Origin of the sequence: Kitasatospora sp. NPDC004614, assembly GCF_042873675.1 — a bacterium.
GTDB lineage: Bacteria > Actinomycetota > Actinomycetes > Streptomycetales > Streptomycetaceae > Kitasatospora.
In genome coordinates, this window is the sequence record NZ_JBIALR010000016.1 from 91,191 (window position 1) to 112,987 (window position 21,797).

A 21,797-nucleotide genomic window follows, 5' to 3' on the forward strand; every position below is an offset into this window, starting at 1 on the left:
CAAGATCCGCCCGCGGAGGGAACTCCCCTCCACGGGCGGACCTCGGACAGCGAACTACTCGGCGTTCTCCGGGAAGTGGCAAGCCACCTGGTGCCCGGCCCGCGCAGCACTGAGCGGGGGCTCCTGGCTCGCGCAAATGTCCTGCGCCTTCCAGCACCGGGTGCGGAACCGGCACCCCGACGGCGGGTTGAGCGGCGACGGGACGTCGCCGGTGAGCAGGATCCGCTCGCGCCGCTCCTTGCGCTTCGGGTCCGGAACCGGCACCGCGGACATCAGGGCGTTGGTGTAGGGGTGCATCGGCTTGGCGTACAGGGAGTCGCGGTCGGCGATCTCCACCACCTTGCCGAGGTACATCACGGCGACCCGGTCGGAGACGTGCCGGACCACCGAGAGGTCGTGCGCGATGATCAGGTAGGTCAGGCCGAGTTCCTTCTGGAGGTCGTCCAGCAGGTTGACCACCTGGGCCTGGATGGAGACGTCCAGCGCCGAGACCGGCTCGTCCGCGACGATCATCTTCGGGCGGAGGGCGAGCGCGCGGGCGATGCCGATGCGCTGGCGCTGGCCGCCGGAGAATTCGTGCGGGTAGCGGTTGTAGTGCTCGGGGCTGAGGCCGCACAGTTCCAGCAGGTCCTGGACGGCCTTCTTGACGCCGTGCTCGGTCTGGACGTTCTGGAGCCGGAACGGCGCACCGACGATGGTGCCGATGGTGTGCCGGGGGTTCAGCGAGGAGTACGGGTCCTGGAAGATCATCTGGATGTCGCGGCGGTAGGGCCGCATCGCCGAGACTCCCAGGTGGGTGATGTCGGCGCCCTCGAACTCGATCTTCCCGCCGGTGGGTTCGTCGAGTCGGGTGACCAGGCGTCCCATGGTGGACTTGCCGCAGCCGGACTCGCCGACCACGCCGAGCGTCTCGCCGGGCATGACCTCGAAGTCGATGCCGTCGACCGCGCGCACCGCGCCGACCTGACGCTTCAGCAGGCCCTTGGTGACCGGGAAGTGCCGGGTCAGTCCGGTGACCCGCAGCAGGGGTTCACGGTCCTGGCCGGGTGCCTGGGCGGGCACCTTCGCGGCCTGCGGGGCCGCCGTCTGGCTGTCCGTCATCGGTTGTCTCCAAGTGGGTGGTACGTGCTCACAGCCGGGGCGCGATCTCTTCGGTGAAGATCCGGTGGCGTTCGGCGACCGGCAGGTGGCAGGCGGCGAGGTGCCGGGGGGCGGCCTCGGCCAGCACGGGCACCTCGCTGGTGGAGCGGCCGCCGGTGAGCTCGGCGTACGGGCAGCGCGGGTGGAACGCGCAGCCGGACGGCACGTTGATCAGGCTCGGCGGGGTGCCCTTGACCGGGATCAGCCGGTCCTGGAGCTCCCGGTCGAGGCGGGGCATCGAGCCGAGCAGGCCCCAGGTGTAGGGGTGCTCGGGGGCTTCGAAGATGGTGTCGGCGGGGCCGCGCTCGACGGGCTTGCCGCCGTACATGACCAGGATGTCGTCGGCGATCTCGGCGACCACGCCCAGGTCGTGCGTGATGATGATGACGGCGGAGCCGAACTCCTTCTGCAGGTCCCGGATCAGGTCGAGGATCTGCGCCTGGACGGTGACGTCCAGGGCGGTGGTCGGCTCGTCGGCGATCAGCAGCGAGGGGTCGTTGACCAGGGCCATGGCGATCATGGCGCGCTGGCGCATACCGCCGGAGAACTCGTGCGGGTAGTTGTCGACCCGCTTGTCGGGCTGCGGGATGCCGACCCGGTCGAGCATCTCGATCGCCCGGGTGCGGGCGACCTTCTTGGAGGTGCCGGGGTGGTGGGCCCGGTAGCCCTCGATGATCTGGGCGCCGACCGAGTAGTACGGGTGCATCGCGGTCAGCGGGTCCTGGAAGATCATCGCCATCTTGTGGCCGCGGAGCTTGCGCACCTCGTCCGGGTCGGCGGAGACCAACTCCTGGCCGTCCAGCCAGATTTCGCCGGAGATCTGCGGGGCGCCGCGCTTGGTGCCGGTGCGGTGCAGACCCATGATCGACAGCGAGGTGACGGACTTTCCGGAGCCGGACTCGCCGACGATGCCGAGGGTCTTCCCGCGCTCCAGGTCGAAGCTCAGGCCGTTGACGGACTTGACCAGTCCGTCGTCGGTCGGGAAGTGCACCTTCAGGTCGCGAACCGAAAGGAAGGACTTGTCTGCCTGGAGGGGCTTGTCCATGTTGCTCATGCCAGCTTCACCCGGGGATCGACGACGGCGTACAGCAGGTCAACCAGGAGATTGGCCATCACGATGAAGAACGCGGCGAAGAGCGTCACGCCCATGATCACCGGCAGGTCGCTGGAGGCGATCGACTGGACCGCCTCGTAGCCGAGCCCGCGCAGGTTGAAGGTGGACTCGGTGAGCACCGCGCCACCGAGCAGGCCGCCGAGGTCCATACCGAAGATGGTGAGGATCGGCGTCAGCGTGGAACGCAGCGCGTGCTTGCCGATGACCACGGGTTCCCGGAGGCCCTTGGCGCGCGCGGTGCGGATGTAGTCCTCACCGAGCACGTCCAGCAGGGTGGCCCGGCTGAGTCGGGCGTAGGTCGCGGCGAACAGGAAGGCCAGGGTGATCCAGGGCAGTACCAGCCCCTGGAACCAGGACACCGGATCGTCCGTGAAGTCGGTGTACTTGCTCGGGAACCAGCCGAGTTGGTGCACGAAGACGGCGAGCGAGACCAGGCCGGTGAAGTACATCGGCAGCGAGACGCCGGCCAGCGCGACGGACATCGAGATGCGGTCCAGCGCGGTGCCGCGGCGCAGCGCGGAGATGATGCCGGTGGCGGTGCCGAGCACCAGCCACAGGATCGAGGCGCCGGCGGCCAGCGAGAAGTCCACGCCGACCCGGTCGAGCAGCACCGGCCACACTTCGCGCTCGGTCTTGAACGAGTAGCCCAGGCAGGGGGCGTAGCAGTGGGTGACGTCGGTACCGGCGTTGTAGTCGCGGCCGACGACGATGCCCTTCAGGAAGAGCCAGAACTGTTCGATGATCGACTTGTCGAGGCCCATCTTGTGGCGGATACCCTCGATGGCCACCTTGTCCGCGATCTTGCCCACGTAGAGCATCGCGGGGTCGGTTCCGGTGAGCTTGGGCACCATGAAGAAGATGCCGAAGGTCACCGCAGCGACCACCAGCAGCATGAGGACGACGTTGATCAGTCGCCTGAAGAGATACACGAGCACTGCGGTCGGCCCTGCCACGGGCCGGCCGGGGTTCCCCTGTGGGGGTGCCCCCGGCCGGCCCGGGCAGGGCCTTCACCTGCCCTTCGGACTAGCGGTGCGAACTAAAGGGGGAAGGTCAGGTCACTTGCCGTCGGAGACGCCGAGGGCCTGGAAGTCCACCTCGCCGAACGCGTCGGAGATGTAGACGTTGGTCAGGCGCGGGTTGCGCCAGTTCAGGGCCTTGTCGGCGACGATCGGCAGGTAGTAGCCGCCGTCGATAACCTTGTGGTTGATCTTCTTGTACAGCTCGGCGGCCTTGGCCGGGTCGGTCATCGCGGCGGCCTGGTCGAACCAGCTGTTGATCTCCGGGTCGTTGATCTCGGAGTAGTTGCTGTTGCCGTTGCTCGGGATGAAGCGGCCGTCCATCAGCGGCTGCAGGTAGCCGGAGCCGGTCGGGAAGTCGGCGCCCCAGCCCATCACGATCAGGCCGTAGCTCTTGGCCTTGACGACGTCGGGCGCGCCGATCTCGGAGGCGATCAGCTTGCCGTCGTACTGCTGGACCGTGACGTCGATGTTGACGGCCTTGAGGGCGGTCTGCAGCGCCACCGCGGAGTTGACCTCCTTCGGCTTGTTGCCACGGACCGCGATGTTGGTCTTGAAGCCTTCCGGCTTGCCGCAGGCCTTCAGCTCTTCCTTGGCCTTCTCGACGTTCGGCTTGCCCTGGGTCAGCTTGTACGGGTCGTAGTCGTCCGAGCCGAGGATGTTCGGGGGCAGCATCGAGCCGTAGATCGAGCCGGCCACCGAGCCACCGCGGGCGGTCTGCAGGGCGGTGGTGTCGGCCGCGTACAGCACCGCGTTGCGGCAGTGCTGGTTGTCGAACGGGGCGACCGCCGGGACGAGGCTGATGTAGCGGATGAAGCCGTTGTACGGGTCGTCCGTGTTGGCCTTGAGCGCCTGGTCCTGCAGGACCTTGACCTGCGCGGCCTGCGACAGGCCGGTCTGGGCCCAGTCGAGGTCGGCGGTGTTCGCCAGCAGCTGGGTGTCCATGTCGTCGGCGTTGGTGGTGACGGTCAGCTTGACGACGTCCGGCAGCGCCTTGCGGAACGGGTCGGAGGCCGGGTCCCAGTTCTCGTTGCGGACCAGCTCGTAGCTCTTGCCGGCCTCGGCCGACTTGAACTTGTAGGGGCCGGAGGAGACCGGCTTCTGGCCGTACTGCGAGCCGGTGTCCAGCTTCTGCGGGACCGGGGCGGCGGAGCCCATGGCCAGCAGGTACGGGAAGTCCGAGTTGGGCTTGGCCAGCGAGAAGACGATGGTGTTGTCGTCCGGGGTGGTGACCGACTTCAGGCCCAGCTTGTTCGGGTCCGTGTCGGTGTAGGGGCCCTTGTAGCTCTGGCCCTGGTCGAGCTCGTTGATCAGGTAGGTCGGGCCACCCGAGATGACGTCCTGCGCGAAGATGCGCTCGATGCCGTACTTGATGTCCTTCGAGGTGATGACCGAGCCGTCCTCGAACTTCAGGCCCGGCTTCATCTTGAAGGTGTAGGTCTTGCCGTCCGCGGAGATCTCCGGCTGGGCGGCGGCCAGGTCGGGGACCAGCTTCAGGCCTTCCTTGCCCGGCTTGCCGTCGAAGGCCAGCAGGGTGCGGGTGTAGAAGCGCTCGAAGTTCCACACCGAGGCGTAGTACGCGCGACCGGGGTCGAGCGAGTCCACGTCGGTGGTGGTCCACATGTTGAGGGTGCCGCCCTTCTTGTCCGAGGCGTTCACCACCTTGTCGACCGCGGCGTTGAAGCCCGCGCCGCTGCCCTTGTTGTCGCCGCCGCCGTCGCCGCCCTTGCTGCCGCCGCAGGCGGTGGCGGTGAGGGCGAGGGTGGCCGCGAGGGCTGCGACCGCGAGCGTCCTGTTTCGCTTCATGGGTTTGGGAACCTCCAGGGTTGCGGGCTCAGTTGCCCTTGGGGTCGAGCGCGTCGCGCAGGCCGTCGCCGAACAGGTTGAAGGCGAGCACGGTGATGAAGATGGCGATACCGGGGACCACCATGTAGGTGGGATCCGCCTGGTAGATCCGGACCGCGTCGGAGAGCATCTGGCCCCACGACGGGGTGGGCGGGCGGACGCCGGCCCCGAGGAAGCTGAGTGCCGCCTCGCTGAGGATGTTGGTGGGGATGATCAGGGTCGCGTAGACCAGGATCGGCGCCACCAGGTTGGGCAGAAGTTCACGGAACAGGATGTGGGCGCGGCCGGCACCGAGGCTGCGGGCGGCGTCGACGAACTCCCGCTCACGCAGCGACATGGCCTGGCCTCTGACGATGCGTCCGATGTAGGGCCAGCCGAAGAAGCCGATGACCACCGCGAGGATGCCCACGCGGAGCCACTTGTCCGAAAGGCCGAACGCGGTGGTGGGCATCACCGACACGAGCGCGATGCTGAACAGCAGCTGCGGGAAGGCCAGCAGGATGTCCATGATCCGGCTGATGAACGCGTCCACCCAGCCGCCGAAGTAGCCGGCCATGACGCCCATGACCACGCCGATGCAGACCGACAGCACGGCCGCGCCGAGCGCCACCAGCAGCGAGATCTGCGCGCCGTAGAGGACGCGGGAGAACACGTCGCGGCCGAACACCGGGTCGACGCCGAGCAGGAAGTCGCCACTGATGCCGCCGAACGCGCCCTTGGGCAGGCCGAGGTCAGGGTTGATCTGGTCCGGGTGCGGTTCGTCGACCGGGTGGCCGAACAGCGCGGTCAGCACCGGCGCGAAGATCGCCGCGAGCACCAGGAGCAGCACCACGACACCGCCGGCCAGCGCGATCTTGTCGCGCTTGAGGCGGTCCCAGGCGATGCGGCCCGGCGAGCGACCCTCGATCTTCTTGGCCGGCTCGGAGTTTGACGCGCCGTCAGGCTGCGCGCCGGCCGGCGGACCCGAGGTCTCGGTGGGTGTGGTCATGAGTCAGTTCGTTCCCCTCGCCGACGGTGGCCGGCCCACGGAGTCGCGTTTGGTGCGGAAGGCAGAGCGGTTGCGGTGGTGCCGGGTGCCGTTGCGGCGGTGCAGAAGTGCGTTTGGCAAGCAGGGCGTTGCGGGGTGGTGCCGTTCGACGCCGGGCGGAGTGCCCCGGCGCGCATGGTGCTGCCGCACGGAGATGCGCATCGTGCGGTTCATGCTGTGGCGGCGGCACGTTCACCTTCGTGAGGATCGTCTCGCGCTCCGCATTGGGCAGCACTCTCTGTCATGGGATGTGCCGTACGGAAGACCCCCATGGCGAAGGATGCCTAACTGTGATCTGCTCGCATGCACTTTCGTTGCGCTGGCATATCGCTCTTCACACAGCCGTCACTCACACGTCAAGGGGCACACTGACGACACCCCGCCAGTGGCGGGGAAACGCCAGGTGACGCCGTGGTGGCGCGCGTAGAGGGCCGGACAGCGAAAAACCCCCGCCGACCTTCGAAAGAAGGTTCGTACGGGGGTCTTCCGGCGTTCTGTCGCGGTAGGGTCAGCGACCCGGATATCCCGGCCACTGGGGCTGCGGCCAGCCCGGCGCGGGCCCGGCCGGCGGTTGCGCTGCGTAACCGAAACCGGTGGTGTAGGACTGCGGCGGGCCCTGCCGGTCGAAGAACGGGCGGGCGTTGGCCCACAGCCACATCGCCACCGGGTCGAACTCGTCGGCCATCATCACGGTCGACACGGCCGGCCCCTCGGGGGCGTGCGCGGCGGCCCGCTGCACCAGCGCCCGGGCGGCCTCCACGGCCGGCGGCGAGGTGTCGTACAGGTCCAGACCGATCGCCAAGTACGGCTCGCCCAGCACCGGTTGCACCCAGGCCCGGCGCAGCGAGCGCAACGGGCGCACCTCGGCGGCCTGTTGCTCCAGCACGGCGAAGAACTGCGGTGCCTGCCCGGCCGGTTCGGAGATCCGCAGCGGCCCGGCCGGCAACCGGTCCAGGCCGACGGCGATCCGCCGCAGGTCGGCCCACGGTACGCCGATGCCGCCGCCCGGGCGGTGCGGGTCCAGCCACAGGCCCCAGCGGGAGCGGTACAGGGAGCCGGCGATCTCCGGCCCCGACACCACCTCGTGGCCGCGCGCCCAGCCGCTGGCCGCCAGCTGCCCCGGGGAGGTCACGCAGGGCGCGTAGCCGTGCCCGCCGACGTCCATGTTCCCGTACTGGGCGTCCGGGCTGCCCGGGCTGCCGTGCCACAGCAGCATCCAGACCTGCCCGCCCGCGAGGGCGCGCAACAGCCCCTCGTACGCCTCCCAGCGCTCCGGTGCGACCGCTGCGAGGGCGCGCTCGATCGCGCCCGGGTCGTCGGCTGCTCCCGTCACGTCGTCGCCTCTTTCTCGACTTCCCTCGTCCACCCGTCCACCGCGCGGCGGTGTGCCGGGGCAACCCTATGGGGCGCGCCCGACAACCGTCATGCCGCCGTCCCGGACATCCGGTGGATTCACGGTCTGACGTAGAAGGGCTGTACCCGCCCCAGCATCCAGTCCACCACCGGGTCGGCGACCAGGTCGAGCAGCACCAGGTGGACGCCCCAGCTCGGCGCCGCGGTTCCGAGTGCCCGGCCGAGCGCCAGATTGACGTCGCCGGGGTCGGCGGGGGCCGCCGGGTCCAGCTGGACGCCGACGTACAGCAGGGTCGACTCGCCCTCCACCCGGGCCAGCGCCCGGCGGGCCGTCAACACGCCCGGCAGCGCGGCGAGTTCGCCGGTCGCGGCGGCCAGGAAGGCGAGCGGCTCCTGGTGCGGCTCGGGTTCCTTGAGCGCCACCCTGGCGCCCTCGGTGACGCCCTGCGCCTCCCACTGGTCGCCGCGCGGCCCTCGCCGCAGCTCACCCACGCCCTCCGGCGGCACCGGGATGCCCACCGGCGCCTCGGGGTTGACCGCGATGCCGATGCCCAGCGGCAGCCCCCGGGCGAACTCCCACATCGGGGCGATCGCGAACGGGATGCCCGGCACGTGCCGCAGGTACAGCTCCTGCGAGCTGTACACCGGCACGTAGGGCGCGCCCGCCAGTTCGAGGGTCGGCAGGTCGAGTTCGCCGGACTGCGGATCGGCGCCCGACGGCAGCGGGATCCACACCTGGCTGCGGGCCAGCACCTCGATCACCCGGGGTGTCGCCCCCGGATCGCCCAGGGCCGCCATCAGCACCTGCTCCAGCTCGTTGGCCGGCCAGCTCCCGCCTTCCGGAACCTGCCCCAGCGGGATGCTCATCTCGCCCCTCCACACTCACGGTTGCGATCAGGTTAGCGGCGCGCACGGGTCCCCCGCGGCGGCCGCCGCCGAACCCCACTCCCACCAGCGGGTCCCGGCATGCCATGATGGGCCCGCCCAAACTTCATACCGGCCGCTCGAACCCGCGCGGGAGAGCCGGAACGACCGTCACCAGGTCGCGACCGGCGCCGAAGGAGCAAGTCCTCCCCGGAATCTCTCAGGCCCCCTAACCGCCCGGGCGAGGCAGATCTGGAAAGTGGACACGGCCGTGCCGTGCGCCCACCCACGGTGCAAACCGCCATCCTTTCGGATGGCGGTGAAGCTCTCAGGTTCGACGACAGACGGGGAGGTTCGCCCCAGCCTGCCCGTTTCCAGATCCCGGGAGTCCTGCCGTGTCCCTCCGCCTCACCGCACTCGACGCGCTGCACCGCTCGCTCGGCGCCACCATGACCGACTTCGCGGGCTGGGACATGCCGCTGCGCTACGGCAGCGAGCGCGAGGAGCACCTCGCGGTCCGCACCAAGGCCGGCCTGTTCGACCTGTCGCACATGGGCGAGATCACCGTCTCCGGCCCGCAGGCCGGCGAGCTGCTCGACCACGCGCTGGTCGGCTTCATCTCCGCGCTCGGCGTGCTGCGCGCCCGCTACACCATGATCTGCCGCGAGGACGGCGGCATCCTGGACGACCTGATCGTCTACCGCACCGCGGAGAACGAGTACCTGGTCGTCGCCAACGCCTCCAACGCCCAGGTGGTGCTGGACGCCCTGACCGAGCGCGCGGCCGGCTTCGACGCCACCGTCCGCGACGACCGCGACGCCTACGCGCTGCTCGCCGTCCAGGGCCCGGAGGCCAACGGCATCCTGGCCAAGCTCACCGACGCCGACCTGCCCGGCCTCAAGTACTACGCGCTGCTGCCCGCCACCGTGGCGGGCCGTCAGGTCTGGCTGGCCCGCACCGGCTACACCGGCGAGGACGGCTTCGAGGTCTTCTGCGCCCCCGCCGACGCCGAGCACCTGTGGACGGCGCTGACCGAGGCCGGCACCGCCGAGGGCCTGGTCCCGTGCGGCCTGTCCTGCCGCGACACGCTGCGCCTGGAGGCCGGCATGCCGCTGTACGGGCACGAGCTGTCCACCGAGCTGACCCCGTTCGACGCCGGCCTCGGCCGGGTGGTGCGCTTCGACAAGACCACCAACAACGGTGAGTTCGTCGGCCGCAAGGCGCTGGAGGAGGCCGCCGCCGCGGCCGAGGCCAAGGCGCCGCGCAAGCTGGTCGGCCTGGTCTCCGAGGGCCGCCGCGTCCCGCGCGCCGAGTACTCCGTGGTGGACGCCGAGGGCGCCGTGATCGGCCGGATCACCTCCGGTTCGCCGTCCCCGACCCTGGGCAAGCCGATCGCCATCGCGTACGTGGACGCCGCGCACGCCGAGCCGGGCAGCACCGTCGCGGTGGACGTGCGCGGCAAGGCCGAGCCGGTCCAGGTCGTCGCGCTGCCGTTCTACAAGCGCGCCCGCTGACCTTCGCTCAGCCCTTCACCTGCTGTCCCAGCAGTCGTTTCCGGTTCGTCCGCCCAGCGGACGGCCGCGCCCGCCCCTCTTGCGATCCTGGAGAATGACGTCATGAGCAACCCCACGCACCTGCAGTACACCAAGGAGCACGAGTGGCTGACCGCCGCCGTGGACGGGGTGTCGACGATCGGCATCACCGCGCACGCGGCCGACGCCCTCGGCGACATCGTCTACGTCCAGCTCCCCAATGTCGGTGACACCGTCACCGCCGGTGAGACCTGTGGCGAGCTCGAGTCCACCAAGTCGGTCAGCGACCTCTTCTCCCCCGCCACCGGCGAGGTCACCGAGGTCAACCAGGAGGTCATCGACGACCCGGCCCTGGTCAACTCGGAGCCCTTCGAGGGCGGTTGGCTGTTCAAGGTCCGGGTCGAGGCCACCGACGAGCTGCTCGACGCCGACGGCTACGACGCCCTCATCGGCGCCTGACCGGGAGATCCCCCTCATGACGGTTCTCAACCAGTCCCTCCACGCGCTCGACCCGGAGATCGCCGCCGCGGTCGACGCCGAGCTGCACCGCCAGCAGACCACCCTGGAAATGATCGCCTCCGAGAACTTCGCCCCGGTGGCGGTCATGGAGGCCCAGGGCTCGGTGCTCACCAACAAGTACGCCGAGGGCTACCCCGGCCGCCGCTACTACGGCGGCTGCGAGCACGTCGACGTGGTCGAGCAGCTCGCCATCGACCGGGTCAAGGAGCTGTTCGGCGCCGAGCACGCCAACGTGCAGCCGCACTCCGGCGCGCAGGCGAACGCCGCGGCGATGTTCGCGCTGATCCAGCCGGGTGACACCATCCTGGGCCTGAACCTGGCCCACGGCGGTCACCTGACCCACGGCATGAAGATCAACTTCTCCGGCAAGCTCTACAACGTGGCCGCGTACCACGTCGACGAGAAGACCGGCCGGGTCGACATGGCCGAGGTCGAGCGCCTCGCCAAGGAGCACCAGCCCAAGCTGATCATCGCCGGCTGGTCCGCCTACCCCCGCCAGCTGGACTTCGCCGAGTTCCGCCGCATCGCGGACGAGGTCGGCGCCCTGCTGATGGTCGACATGGCGCACTTCGCCGGCCTGGTCGCCGCCGGACTGCACCCCTCCCCGGTGCCGTACGCGGACGTGGTCACCACCACCACCCACAAGACCCTGGGCGGCCCGCGCGGCGGTGTCATCCTGTCCAAGGCCGAGTTCGCCAAGAAGATCAACTCGGCGGTCTTCCCCGGCCAGCAGGGCGGCCCGCTGGAGCACGTGATCGCCGGCAAGGCGGTGGCCTTCAAGGTCGCGGCCACCGACGAGTTCAAGGACCGCCAGCGCCGCACCCTGGAAGGCGCGAAGATCCTCGCCGAGCGCCTGCTCCAGGACGACGTGACCGCCTCCGGCGTCTCCGTCCTGTCCGGCGGCACCGACGTGCACCTGGTGCTCGTCGACCTGCGCAACAGCGAGCTCAACGGCCAGGACGCCGAGGACCGCCTGCACGAGGTCGGCATCACCGTCAACCGCAACGCCGTCCCGAACGACCCTCGCCCGCCGATGGTCACCTCGGGTCTGCGCATCGGCACCCCGGCGCTCGCCACCCGCGGCTTCGACACCGAGGACTTCCGCGAGGTCGCCGACATCATCGGCGAGACCCTCAAGCCGGGCTTCGACGCCGCCAAGGCCGAGTCGCTGAAGGCCCGGGTCGCCGCGCTCGCCGCCAAGCACCCGCTGTACCCCGAGCTGTAACCCCTCCTTGTGACCGCCGACACCTGGCGGTCGCCCGGAACCCCCGGGGCACCACGCACACTGGAACGTGCGCGCGGTGCCCCGTTCCATGCGCAGCCCCCGTCCCACCGGACGTACCACTCCACGAGACCAGACAAGGACGTCACCCCGTGGCCATCAGCGTCTTCGACCTCTTCTCCATCGGCATCGGACCGTCCTCCTCGCACACCGTCGGCCCGATGCGGGCCGCCCGGATGTTCGCCCGTCGGCTCGCCACCGAAGGACTCCTCGACCAGGTCGCCTCGCTCCGCGCCGAGCTGTACGGCTCGCTCGGCGCCACCGGACACGGCCACGGCACCCCCAAGGCCGTCCTGCTCGGCCTCGAGAACAACTCCCCCCGCACCGTCGACGTCGACCAGGCCGACGTGGACGTCGAACGGATCCGGGCCGCCAAGCGGCTCAACCTGCTGGGCCGCCACGAGATCGCCTTCGACCCCGACACCGAGCTGATCCTGCACCGCCGCAAGGCCCTGCCCTACCACGCCAACGGCATGGCCCTCTGGGCCTACGACGCCAACGGCGAGGTCCTCCTCGAGAAGACCTACTACTCCGTCGGCGGCGGATTCGTGGTCGACGAGGACGCGATCGGCGAGGCCCGGGTCAAGCCCGACGACACCGTGCTGCGCCACCCCTTCCGCACCGGCGAGGAACTGCTCCGCCTCACCCGGGAGACCGGCCTGTCCATCTCCGGCCTGATGCTGGAGAACGAGAAGGCCTGGCGCACCGAGGCCGAGATCCGGGCCGGGCTGCTCGAGATCTGGGAGGTCATGAAGGAGTGCGTCGCCGCCGGCATGTCCCGCGAGGGCATCCTCCCGGGCGGCCTCAAGGTCCGCCGCCGCGCCGCGTCCGCGGCCCGCGCCATGCGCGCGGAAGGCATCGGCCCCGGCAACGCGATGGAATGGGTCACCCTCTACGCGATGGCCGTCAACGAGGAGAACGCCTCCGGCCGCCGCGTCGTCACCGCCCCCACCAATGGCGCCGCCGGCATCATCCCCGCCGTCCTGCACTACTACCTGAACTTCATCCCGGGCGCGGACGAGGACGGCATCGTCCGCTTCCTCCTCGCCGCCGGCGCGATCGGCATGCTCTTCAAGGAGAACGCCTCCATCTCCGGCGCCGAGGTCGGCTGCCAGGGCGAGGTCGGCTCCGCCTGCTCGATGGCCGCCGGCGGCCTCGCCGAGGTCCTCGGCGGCACCCCCGAACAGGTCGAGAACGCCGCCGAGATCGGCATCGAACACAACCTCGGCCTCACCTGCGACCCCGTCGGCGGCCTCGTCCAGATCCCCTGCATCGAACGCAACGGCATGGCCTCCGTCAAGGCCGTCACCGCCGCCCGCATGGCCCTCCGCGGCGACGGCCGCCACCACGTCTCCCTCGACAAGGCCATCAAGACCATGAAGGAGACCGGCGCCGACATGAAGATCAAGTACAAGGAGACCTCCCGCGGCGGCCTCGCCGTCAACGTCATCGAATGCTGACACCTGCCCCCACCAGGGGCCGGCCACCCCACTGATCCCCCACGGGCGCCAGCCAGGAATTCCCGGCCACCCCCGAGCCGGCCCCGGGCAAGCCCTGCGAACCCGGGACAGCCGCCAGAACCTCCCCGAGGGGACTCCCGATGGACCCGGAGTCCCCTCGGCAAGCCCCCGCAAGCACTGAGCCCCTGCGTGACGTCCCCGCAGGGGCTCGTGCGTCTACCCGAAAGCTCCCCGCAGGGGGCTTCCCGGCTGCCGCCAGGCCGGCCGCACAGAGCCTGCCGACTCAGGCCCCCCCTGGACGCTCCCCGCAGGGGCTCGTGCGTCTGCCCGAAAGCTCCCCGCAGGGGGCTTCCCGGCTGCCGCCAGGCCGGCCGCACAGAGCCTGCCGACTCAGGTCCCCCCTGGACGCTCCCCGCAGGGGCCGCTCGGGGCTCCGCCCGCGGCGGGGTTTGGGTATAGCTAGAAGGTCCCTGTTCGCGGGACCTTCGGGACTGTTAGTGCGTGTCCGGATTATGAGATGATTTACGAGTGGCCTGAGATCCTAAGGTTTAACGGGATGCAGACCTTGGTTTCGACTTGTTTTTGGCACCACGGCGTGCGATAGTTATGGGTGTCGGGCGTTACGGCCCGGCCACTTCCATCCGGCGGCACGCACCCCCTTGGCTGCCGGATGACGCGCAGGGGCCCCGGACCGCGAACAACCGCGGACAGGGGCCCCGCATCGTTTTTGCAGAGGGTGAAAAAATTAGGGGGCCATTCGGTCCCGGGTCCTCATCTCGAACCAGACGCCCTTGCCGCGTGGCAGCAGGTCCGCTCCCCAGCGGTCGGCGAGGTCGTTGACCACTTGGAGGCCGTGGCCGTTCTGGTAGCCGATCTCGGGGGCGACTATCAGGCAGGGCATCGCCCGCGAGGAGTCCCGGACTTCGATCCGTAGCCACCCTGGTCGCCGGACGAGTTTGAGTCCGATCATCCGCCCGCCGGCATGTCGCACGGCGTTGGCGACCAGCTCGCCGGTGAGCAACTCCCCGACTTCCAGCAGGTGGTGGAGTTTCCAGGAGTCCAGGACCGAGAGCACCAGCCGCCGCGCGACCCCTGCCGACTCCGGCCGGGAGGGCAGTCGCACCTCTTCCGCGGTCTCGGTGTCGCGGAGCACGCCCAGGAAGGCGTGCTCCATCTCGTCCGCGGTCATCCGTTCCAGTTCGGCGAGCACGACCGCGGTGCCGGCCCCTGGCGGGCCGTCACCGCGGGTGTCGACCAATGGAAGTGATGCCTGTTCCGCTTCGCCCCATCCCGCCATGGCGCCCATCATTGCGGAACGTGGGCAGCCGCGTACGGACAATGAGCAAACGATCACCGCGCATTTGGCATATGCCGTCAGCAACCGAACAGGCGCCCGACGATCACCACTTCGCCCAGTCGACGTTCCAGCCGCCGAGTCCGTTGACCGGGTCGACCACCGCGCCCTTGGAGTTGACGACCGTGATCACGTCTCCGACCAGCGTGGAGGCGTAGAACTTGCCCGCCGGGCTGCTCGCGCTGCCGGCCTTGGTGTCGGTGAGGCCGATGCAGCCGTGGCTGCCGTTGGAGTAGCCGATGACCCCGTCGCTCCAGGAGTTTCCGTGCACGTAGGTGCCGGTGTCGGTCAACCGGATGGCGTGCGGGACCACCAGATCGTATTCGTCCCCGGAACCCGCCTTGGTGACGCCGGCGGAGGTCATCCGGGTGGTGCCCTCCATGGCCTCGACCACCATGGTGCCGTTCCAGGTGTCGTAGCCGGGCTTGCCCGCGGTGAACGCGATGGAGTCGGTCTGCTGGCCGTCGCGGACGACCGCCATGCGGTGGGTCTTGACGTCGACGGTGGAGATCTGGGAGCGGCCGATGGTGAACGGCTCGTCCTTGTCGACGCCGCCGTACACGCCGGGGGCGGTCTCCACGTCCTTGAGCTTGTAGTGGATGGTGACCTTGGTGTTGGGGTTCCAGTACTTCTCGGGGCGGAAGTCCAGCCGCTTGTCGTTGAACCAGTGGCCCTTGACCACGGTGCCGTCGGAGGCCTCGAAGGTGATGCCGGCCAGCACGGCGTCCTTGTTCTTCACCGCCCGGTTGAACCGGACCGAGACGATCATGCCGACGCCGTACTGCTCGTTGTCGGCGACGTTGTCGTTGACGCCGGCGTCCTTCTCCGGGGTGAGGGTGGTGAAGGTGGAACGCGCGTTGGCGACCACGCCCTGGGAGTCCTCGGCGAGCGCGTCCACCGTGTAGGCGGTGGATATCTTGAGGTTGCCGGACGGCGCCCACCCGGCGCCGTCGGAGGTGAGCGCGCCGGGCACCTCGACGCCGTCGGGGCCGGTGACCTTGACGGAGGTCAGCTTGCCGCCGGTGGCCGACACCTTGACGGTGCCGTTGGTCTTGACGTCGGTGGCGCCGCTGGCGGGCTCGATCGCGATGGTCGCGGCCGACACGCTCGGCTTGGCCGAACTCGCGGCCGCCGCCGGGCTGTCGGCCTTGGCCGGGTTCGTGCTGCAGCCGGCCGTGGCCATCAGCACCAGGGCTCCTGCGAGTGCCCCCACCGCGTAACCCCCGCGTATAGCCTTCACGTTCCGCTCTCCCCAACACCCTGCCTGTCGGCTGACAGGTCTTTCGGTTGATATGACGGGTCGGCGGCGGGAAACGTTGCGCGCCAAGTGTCCCGGTACGGTCACGAACGGTCGACGGCCCGGCGATCGCACGATCGCCGGGCCGTCCCACTGCCGGTTGAACCGATCGGCTACCACTGGCTCCACGGGATGGTCCAGCCGCTCAGACCGTTGTCCCCGGAGACGGTCTTGCCGTTCTTGGAGTTCACGATCTTGACCACGTCGCCGACCATCGACGTGTTGAAGAACTTGCCGGCGTTCGAACCGTCGCTGCCGCCCTTGACGTCGGCGATGCCGACACAGCCGTGGCTGGCGTTCGACTTGCCGAACGCGTCGCCCCAGTAGTTGCCGTGCACGTAGGTGCCGGAGGTGGTCAGCCGCATCGCGTGCGGCACGTCCGGGACGTCGTACTCCTTGCCCTTGATGTTGGACACCGTGGCGGAGTTCATCCGGGTGACCTTCTCCTTGGTGGCGATCACCATGGTGCCGTTCCAGGACGGGTTCTGGTCGTCGCCCGCCGTGATCGGAATGGTCTGGTTGTCGCTGCCGCCGCGCGAGACCGTCATCTGGTGGGTCGCGGCGTCCACCGTCGAGACCTGGTAGCGGCCGATGGTGAACGGCTCGTCCTTGTCGACGTCGCCGTACACGTCGGGCGCGATCTCGACGTTCTTCAGCCGGTACTTCACCGTCACCTTGGTGCCGGGCTGCCAGTACTTCTCCGGCCGGAAGTCCAGCCGGGAGGTGCCGAACCAGTGGCCCTTGGCCACCGTGCCGTCCGAGCCCACCACGGTGATGCCGGCCAGCACCGCGTCCTTGTTCTTGACGGCCTTGCTGAAGTTCACCGAGACGATCATGCCGACGCCGTACTGGCCGTTGTCGGCGATGTTGTCGTTGGTGGCGACCTTCTTGGCCGGCGTCAGCGTGGTGAACGAGGTGGTGGAGGCGGCCACCAGGCCGGCCGAGTCCGTCGCCTGCGCGTTCACCGTGTACGTGGTGCCGACCGTCAGCTGCTCGGTGGGCTTCCAGCTCAGGCCGTCGGCGGCGATCTCGCCGGCCACCGCCTTGCCGTTCTTGTCGGTCACCGCGACCGTGGTCAGCTTGCCGCTGGCCACCGTCACCTGCAGACCGTCCTTGGGCGCCACGTCGTTCGCCCCGTCGGCCGGAGTGACCGTCAGCTGAGCGGTCGACACCTTCGGCGTCGCGTCCGAAGCGGACGAGGAACCGCCGCCGCCGCCCTTGGCGTCGCTCGAGCCGCCGCCGCCGCTGCTGCAGGCCGTACCGAGCAGCAGGACACCGCCCACCAGCACGGCTGTCGCGGCCTGCCGCGCCCGCCGTCCGCCCCCGACTATTCCGCCCTCGGCCTTCTGAACCGCCTTCACCGCGCTGCTCCCCTCCGGTATGCACAGCCACCGCACTCCCGACCGTGTCGGGCGCGCGGGCAACAATAACCGTCAAAGCTGAGTGAATCTTCCGAGGTAGCCGAGTGCCCGTTCAGTGAACCGGCGCCGACCGCCCGACCGTCCACTGCGACCAGGAGAGGTTCCAGCCGTTCAGGCCGTTGTCGGGCGAGACCCGGTCGCCGTGCGAGCCGCGCACCTCCATCACGTCGCCGACCTGGATGTGCTGGTAGAGCCAGCCGGCCGGGGTGTTGGGGCTGCCGTCGTTGGTGTCGGCCAGGCCGATGCAGCCGTGGCTGGTATTGGCGGCCCCGAACACCTCGCGGCCGGTCCAGTAGTTGCCGTGCACGAAGGTGCCGGAGGTGGTGAGCCGCAGCGCGTGCGGGACGTCCTTGATGTCGTACTCGTCGCCGAGACCGACGGTCTGCGAGTTCATCCTGGTCACCTCGTAGCGCTCGGAGACCACCATGGTGCCGAGGTAGGTGGAGTGCTCGGGGCTGCCGCCGCTGACCTCCAGGGTGCGCAGCAGGCGGCCGTCCTGGCGGACCGTCATGGTGTGCCGGTCCAGGTCCACGGTGGCGATCAGTGAGCGGCCGACGGTGAAGTGGATGTCCTTGTTCTGGGTGCCGAGGAAGCCGGGCGCGCCCTCCACGTCCTTGAGCCGCAGCCCCAGGGTGACCTTGGTGCCGGTCGGCCAGAACGCGTGCGGGCGGAAGTCGAGCCGCTGGTCGCCGAACCAGTGGCCGGCGATCTCCTCCGGCGGGTCGGCGGTGACGGAGACGGCCCGTTCGACGGCGGCCCGGTTCTCGGCCGGGACGGGGCGGGAGAAGCGCAGCGAGACGGGCATGCCGACGCCGACGGTGGAGCCGTCCTCGGGGGTGAAGAAGGCGACGAAGGTGCGGTCGGGTGGCACCGTGGCGAACCGGGCGTGCTGGACGGCGCGCAGGCCGCCGGCGTCCTCGGCGGTCACGTCCAGGGTGTAGGCGGTGCCGGCGGCCAGCCGGTTGTCGGGCGTCCAGCCGGTGGCGTCACCGGTGAACGTGCCGGGCGCCCGGGCGCCCTTGTCGTCGGTCAGTTCGACGTCCAGCAGGCGGCCCTGGGTGACGTTCACCCTGACCGCGCCGTCCACCGCGACGCCCTGCGCGCCGTCGGCGGGGCCGATCGTGAGCTGGGCGCGGGAGACCGGCGGCCCGGCGTCGCCCGACGAGAACACGCCCGAGCAGCCGGTCAGCAGGACCAGTCCGGCAGCGGCCGCCCGCCGAGCCCAGAGCCGTACCGCGGCGCGCATGCCGTCCTCCCGCTGTCGTGCGAACCACCCGATGCCGGGGACAACGACCGATCGCACTCCCCGGACACGACCGGATGGTTTCCCCACCCGGCCGCGCTGGGCACAGGATTGATCACGGTGCGTCACGCATTCCGACCCGGGGTGACGAGCGCCGTCGCACAGGGAACAACCGGAAGAACGGGGACAGGCCCCCGGATGGCTGGGAGGGTCGCCATGACGGCGTGGCAGGAGCTGGGCAGGAGCACGTCCCGGGAGGCACGACCGGCCGCCGGGCCGAACGGCTCGGCGCCCCGGCCGGCCCCGGCGCCGCCCTGGCCGGGCAGCTGGCAGCCGCTCGGCGCCCGGTTCCGCACCGACGGCGAGGGCGGCCGGGGCACCAACTTCGCGCTCTGGTCACCGGGCGCGGAGGCGGTCGAGCTGTGCCTGTTCGACGACCGCGGCCGGGAGAGCCGGCACTGGCTGACCGAGCAGACCTACCAGACCTGGCACGGCTACCTGCCGGGAGTGCTGCCCGGCACCCGCTACGGCTTCCGGGTGCACGGCCGGTGGGACCCGTGGACGGGCGCCCGGCACAACCCGGCGAAGCTGCTGCTCGACCCGTACGCCCGCGCCATCGACGGCGGCTGCGTGACGCACGACGCGGTGAGCTCGGCCGTCCGCCACTGGCCGGAGCGGGACGTCGCGGACACCGTCCGGGACGACCGGGACTCGGCGCCGTACGTGCCCCGGGCGGTGGTGGTGCACGACGCCGACGACTGGTACGACGACCACCGCCCGAAGACGCCGTGGGCCGAGACGGTGCTGTACGAACTGCACGTGCGCGGCTTCACCAAGCGCCACCCCGACATCCCGCCCGAGCTGCGCGGCACCTACGCGGGCCTGGCGCACCCGGCGGCGATCGCCCACCTGACGGGGCTGGGCGTGACGGCGGTGGAGCTGCTGCCGGTCCACCACCACGTCAGCGAGGACCACCTCCAGGAGCGCGGCCTGGTCAACTACTGGGGCTACAACACGCTCGGCTTCTTCGCCCCGCACGCGGGCTACTCGTCCTCCGGCAGCCGGGGCCAGCAGGTCGGCGAGTTCAAGCGGATGGTGCGGGCGCTGCACGCGGCGGGCATCGAGGTGATCCTCGACGTGGTGTACAACCACACCGCCGAGTCGGGCGTGATGGGCCCGGCGCTGTCCTTCCGCGGCATCGACAACGCCGGCTACTACCGGCTCGACCGCTCCCGCCGCGGCTACGCCGACTACACCGGCTGCGGCAACACCCTGGACACCCGCCGCCCGCAGGTGATCCGGCTGATCACCGACTCGCTGCGCTACTGGGTGCAGGAGATGGGCGTGGACGGCTTCCGCTTCGACCTGGCGGCGGCGCTGGCCCGCGGCAGCGACGCGGTGGAGATGGAGCACCCGTTCCTGGCCGCGGTGTCGCAGGACCCGGTGCTCAGCCGGGTCAAGCTGATCGCCGAGCCGTGGGACGTCGGCCCGGGCGGCTACCAGCTGGGCGGCTTCCCCCCGCTGTGGGGCGAGTGGAACGACCGCTACCGGGACACCGTGCGCGACTTCTGGCGCGGCATCCGGCCGGACGTGCGCGAGCTGGCCACCCGGATCGCCGGCTCCTCCGACCTGTACCAGCGCGGCGGGCGGCGCCCCTACGCCTCCGTCAACTTCATCACCTCGCACGACGGTTTCACCCTGCGCGACCTGGTCTCCTACGACCGCAAGCACAACCTGGCCAACGGCGAGGACAACCGGGACGGCACCGACGACAACCGGTCCTGGAACCACGGCGCGGAGGGCGACACCGACGACCCGGCGATCCGCGAACTGCGCGTGCGCCAGCTGCGCAACCTGCTGACCACCCTGCTGCTGTCCAGCGGCGTGCCAATGCTGACGGCGGGCGACGAACTCGGCCGCACCCAGCGCGGCAACAACAACGCCTACTGCCAGGACAACGAGACCGGCTGGCTGGACTGGTCGCTGCTGGACGACCCGCAGTGGCGCTCGCTGGCCGAGCTGACGGCCCGGCTGATCCGGCTGCGCCGGGCCCACCCGGTGCTGCGGCAGCGGGCGTTCTTCTCCGGCCGCCCGGCCGGGCCCGACGGCCCGCGGGACTTGAGCTGGCTCACCCCGGACGGGCGGGAGATGACCGAGGCGGACTGGTTCGCCCCGGGCCACGCGCTGGCGATGCGGCTGTCCGGCACCGCGATGGCCGAACGCGACCAGCACGGCCACGCCGTGCAGGACGCCGACTTCCTGCTGCTGCTGAACGCCGGCCCCGAGCCCCGGCACTTCACCCTGCCCGGCCCGCACCGCCCGCTGATCGACACCGCGCTGGCAGGCCCGCCGGCGCCCGGGCCGGTCGCCGAAGTCACCCTGGCCGCCCGCTCGGCCGTGCTGCTGACGGCATGACGGGAGGCCCGGGCACCGGCCCGGGCCTCCCGCCGAGGCGGCCGTCAGACCCGGTCGGCGACGATCATCAGGTAGTGGAAGCTGCCTTCCTTGTACGCCGTCAGGAACGGGTCCTCGATGCCGGTGGCCACCGAGGACTGCGCGCGCAGCTCCCAGTACGGGATGGTGTCGGCGGTCAGGTCGACCACGCTGATCGGCACCAGGTTGTTGGCGGCCAGCGCCTTGAAGTACTGGCTGCGCGGGTGGATGTTGCAGATGTAGTGCTCATCGATCCGGCTGACGGCCTTCGAGCGCAGGCCCATCACGTCGTTGGAGCAGCCGGTGATGCAGACGTAGCGGCCGCCGGGGGCGAGCAGCCGGGAGAACTCGCCGAACGCCTCGAACAGGTCCACGTACATGGTGGTCTCGTTGGTCCAGATCGCCCGGCGGGAGGCGGTCTCGAAGCCGGTGTCCAGCATGTTGCGGAAGTGGAACCGGACCCGGTCGGCGATGCCTCGCTCGTGCGCCTGCCCGTTGGCGAACGCCACCTGCTGCTCGGAGATGGAGACGCCGTCCACCTCGCAGCCGAACCGCTGGTTGGCCATGATGCTGGTGCCGCCGCGGCCGGAGCCGGCGTCCAGCAGCGCGTGGGTGGGCGCGATGTCGCCGAGGTGGTCGAGCAGCACGTCGGCCTGGGCGGTCTCCAGCCGGTGCATCTCCTTGATCATGCGCTCGTCGCGGGTCTCGTCCGGGCCCTCGAACACCGAGGGGTCGACCGGGCCGAGGCCGTAGTGGTGGTGGTAGAGGCCGTCGACCTCACCGAGCTTGATGTTGACCGGGTCCTTCTCCAGGTTCCAGTAGTTGGCGACCGACTTCTGGAACGCGGTGCGCAGCACGTTGGTGGCGCTCGGGACGGCGGTGGTGGTCATGTACGGC

At 70.2% G+C, this 21,797-nt stretch carries 17 protein-coding genes and 1 riboswitch; of the genes, 5 read left to right on the top strand and 12 right to left on the bottom strand.

Annotated elements, in window-relative coordinates; genetic code table 11:
* Positions 1 to 54: 54 nt before the first annotated feature.
* The 7 genes from ACFYST_RS27690 to ACFYST_RS27720 form a co-directional block, all read right to left on the bottom strand.
* The gene (locus ACFYST_RS27690; RefSeq protein ID WP_387637093.1) at positions 55 to 1,101 is read right to left on the bottom strand and encodes an ABC transporter ATP-binding protein; all 1,047 of its coding nucleotides are present in this window, start codon (positions 1,099 to 1,101) and stop codon (positions 55 to 57) included.
* Positions 1,102 to 1,129: 28 nt separating this feature from the next.
* Entirely contained in the window at positions 1,130 to 2,194 is a 1,065-nt protein-coding gene (locus ACFYST_RS27695) for an ABC transporter ATP-binding protein (protein WP_387866187.1), read from the bottom strand.
* Entirely contained in the window at positions 2,191 to 3,189 is a 999-nt protein-coding gene (locus tag ACFYST_RS27700) for an ABC transporter permease (protein WP_387866189.1), read from the bottom strand. The genes ACFYST_RS27695 and ACFYST_RS27700 overlap by 4 nt, the downstream gene beginning before the upstream one ends.
* A 120-nt stretch (positions 3,190 to 3,309) precedes the next feature.
* On the bottom strand, positions 3,310 to 5,076 hold the full coding sequence (locus tag ACFYST_RS27705) for an ABC transporter substrate-binding protein (protein WP_387866190.1): 1,767 nt from the start codon (positions 5,074 to 5,076) through the stop codon (positions 3,310 to 3,312).
* Between the two features lie 28 nt (positions 5,077 to 5,104).
* On the bottom strand, positions 5,105 to 6,103 hold the full coding sequence (locus tag ACFYST_RS27710; RefSeq protein ID WP_387866192.1) for an ABC transporter permease: 999 nt from the start codon (positions 6,101 to 6,103) through the stop codon (positions 5,105 to 5,107).
* Between the two features lie 547 nt (positions 6,104 to 6,650).
* Positions 6,651 to 7,475 carry an enhanced serine sensitivity protein SseB C-terminal domain-containing protein gene (locus ACFYST_RS27715; protein ID WP_387866195.1) on the bottom strand — a complete coding sequence of 275 codons (825 nt, stop codon included), beginning with the start codon at positions 7,473 to 7,475 and terminating at the stop codon, positions 6,651 to 6,653.
* 119 nt (positions 7,476 to 7,594) lie between these two features.
* Positions 7,595 to 8,362: an enhanced serine sensitivity protein SseB gene (locus tag ACFYST_RS27720; RefSeq protein WP_387866198.1), complete on the bottom strand. Its 768-nt coding sequence runs from the start codon at positions 8,360 to 8,362 to the stop codon at positions 7,595 to 7,597.
* Positions 8,363 to 8,500: 138 nt separating this feature from the next.
* Positions 8,501 to 8,605: riboswitch (glycine riboswitch) on the top strand.
* A gap of 149 nt (positions 8,606 to 8,754) precedes the next feature.
* Here ACFYST_RS27720 and gcvT point away from each other — a divergent pair.
* The 4 genes from gcvT (at position 8,755) to ACFYST_RS27740 (ending at position 13,152) form a co-directional block, all read left to right on the top strand.
* Positions 8,755 to 9,873, top strand: a complete 1,119-nt coding sequence (gcvT, locus tag ACFYST_RS27725; protein WP_387866200.1) for a glycine cleavage system aminomethyltransferase GcvT — start codon at positions 8,755 to 8,757, stop codon at positions 9,871 to 9,873.
* A 102-nt stretch (positions 9,874 to 9,975) separates the two neighbouring features.
* Positions 9,976 to 10,350 carry a glycine cleavage system protein GcvH gene (gene gcvH / locus ACFYST_RS27730; protein ID WP_387637113.1) on the top strand — a complete coding sequence of 125 codons (375 nt, stop codon included), beginning with the start codon at positions 9,976 to 9,978 and terminating at the stop codon, positions 10,348 to 10,350.
* Positions 10,351 to 10,366: 16 nt separating this feature from the next.
* Positions 10,367 to 11,635: a serine hydroxymethyltransferase gene (gene glyA / locus ACFYST_RS27735; RefSeq protein WP_387637114.1), complete on the top strand. Its 1,269-nt coding sequence runs from the start codon at positions 10,367 to 10,369 to the stop codon at positions 11,633 to 11,635.
* A 149-nt stretch (positions 11,636 to 11,784) separates the two neighbouring features.
* Complete coding sequence (locus ACFYST_RS27740; protein ID WP_387866203.1) at positions 11,785 to 13,152, top strand: L-serine ammonia-lyase; 1,368 nt, start codon at positions 11,785 to 11,787, stop codon at positions 13,150 to 13,152.
* Positions 13,153 to 13,897: 745 nt separating this feature from the next.
* On the opposite strand, the gene ACFYST_RS27745 is transcribed toward ACFYST_RS27740, so the two are convergent.
* The 4 genes from ACFYST_RS27745 to ACFYST_RS27760 form a co-directional block, all read right to left on the bottom strand.
* Positions 13,898 to 14,449 (bottom strand): ATP-binding protein, encoded by a 552-nt coding sequence (locus ACFYST_RS27745; protein ID WP_387866205.1) that lies wholly within the window; start codon positions 14,447 to 14,449, stop codon positions 13,898 to 13,900.
* Between the two features lie 103 nt (positions 14,450 to 14,552).
* Positions 14,553 to 15,746: an Ig-like domain-containing protein gene (locus ACFYST_RS27750; protein WP_387637123.1), complete on the bottom strand. Its 1,194-nt coding sequence runs from the start codon at positions 15,744 to 15,746 to the stop codon at positions 14,553 to 14,555.
* Positions 15,747 to 15,916: 170 nt separating this feature from the next.
* On the bottom strand, positions 15,917 to 17,164 hold the full coding sequence (locus ACFYST_RS27755) for an Ig-like domain-containing protein (RefSeq protein ID WP_387866208.1): 1,248 nt from the start codon (positions 17,162 to 17,164) through the stop codon (positions 15,917 to 15,919).
* Between the two features lie 112 nt (positions 17,165 to 17,276).
* A complete protein-coding gene (locus ACFYST_RS27760; protein ID WP_387866211.1) occupies positions 17,277 to 18,470 on the bottom strand; it encodes an Ig-like domain-containing protein in 1,194 nt (397 codons plus the stop codon).
* 213 nt (positions 18,471 to 18,683) lie between these two features.
* On the opposite strand from ACFYST_RS27760, the gene glgX reads away from it, so the two are divergent.
* Positions 18,684 to 20,882, top strand: coding sequence for a glycogen debranching protein GlgX (gene glgX / locus ACFYST_RS27765; RefSeq protein WP_387866214.1), 2,199 nt, complete (start codon positions 18,684 to 18,686; stop codon positions 20,880 to 20,882).
* Positions 20,883 to 20,926: 44 nt separating this feature from the next.
* On the opposite strand, the gene ACFYST_RS27770 is transcribed toward glgX, so the two are convergent.
* A complete protein-coding gene (locus ACFYST_RS27770) occupies positions 20,927 to 21,790 on the bottom strand; it encodes a geranyl diphosphate 2-C-methyltransferase (protein WP_387637134.1) in 864 nt (287 codons plus the stop codon).
* Positions 21,791 to 21,797: the final 7 nt, after the last annotated feature.

Excerpts from the sequence above, each read along its gene's own strand:
- glgX (WP_387866214.1), top strand. The coding sequence starts at position 18,684 with ATGACGGCGTGGCAGGAGCTGGGCAGGAGCACGTCCCGGGAGGCACGA.
- ACFYST_RS27690 (WP_387637093.1), bottom strand. The coding sequence starts at position 1,101 with ATGACGGACAGCCAGACGGCGGCCCCGCAGGCCGCGAAGGTGCCCGCC.
- ACFYST_RS27710 (WP_387866192.1), bottom strand. The coding sequence starts at position 6,103 with ATGACCACACCCACCGAGACCTCGGGTCCGCCGGCCGGCGCGCAGCCT.
- gcvH (WP_387637113.1), top strand. The coding sequence starts at position 9,976 with ATGAGCAACCCCACGCACCTGCAGTACACCAAGGAGCACGAGTGGCTG.
- ACFYST_RS27760 (WP_387866211.1), bottom strand. The coding sequence starts at position 18,470 with ATGCGCGCCGCGGTACGGCTCTGGGCTCGGCGGGCGGCCGCTGCCGGA.
- ACFYST_RS27745 (WP_387866205.1), bottom strand. The coding sequence starts at position 14,449 with ATGGCGGGATGGGGCGAAGCGGAACAGGCATCACTTCCATTGGTCGAC.
- glyA (WP_387637114.1), top strand. The coding sequence starts at position 10,367 with ATGACGGTTCTCAACCAGTCCCTCCACGCGCTCGACCCGGAGATCGCC.
- ACFYST_RS27695 (WP_387866187.1), bottom strand. The coding sequence starts at position 2,194 with ATGAGCAACATGGACAAGCCCCTCCAGGCAGACAAGTCCTTCCTTTCG.
- ACFYST_RS27720 (WP_387866198.1), bottom strand. The coding sequence starts at position 8,362 with ATGAGCATCCCGCTGGGGCAGGTTCCGGAAGGCGGGAGCTGGCCGGCC.
- ACFYST_RS27705 (WP_387866190.1), bottom strand. The coding sequence starts at position 5,076 with ATGAAGCGAAACAGGACGCTCGCGGTCGCAGCCCTCGCGGCCACCCTC.
- ACFYST_RS27770 (WP_387637134.1), bottom strand. The coding sequence starts at position 21,790 with ATGACCACCACCGCCGTCCCGAGCGCCACCAACGTGCTGCGCACCGCG.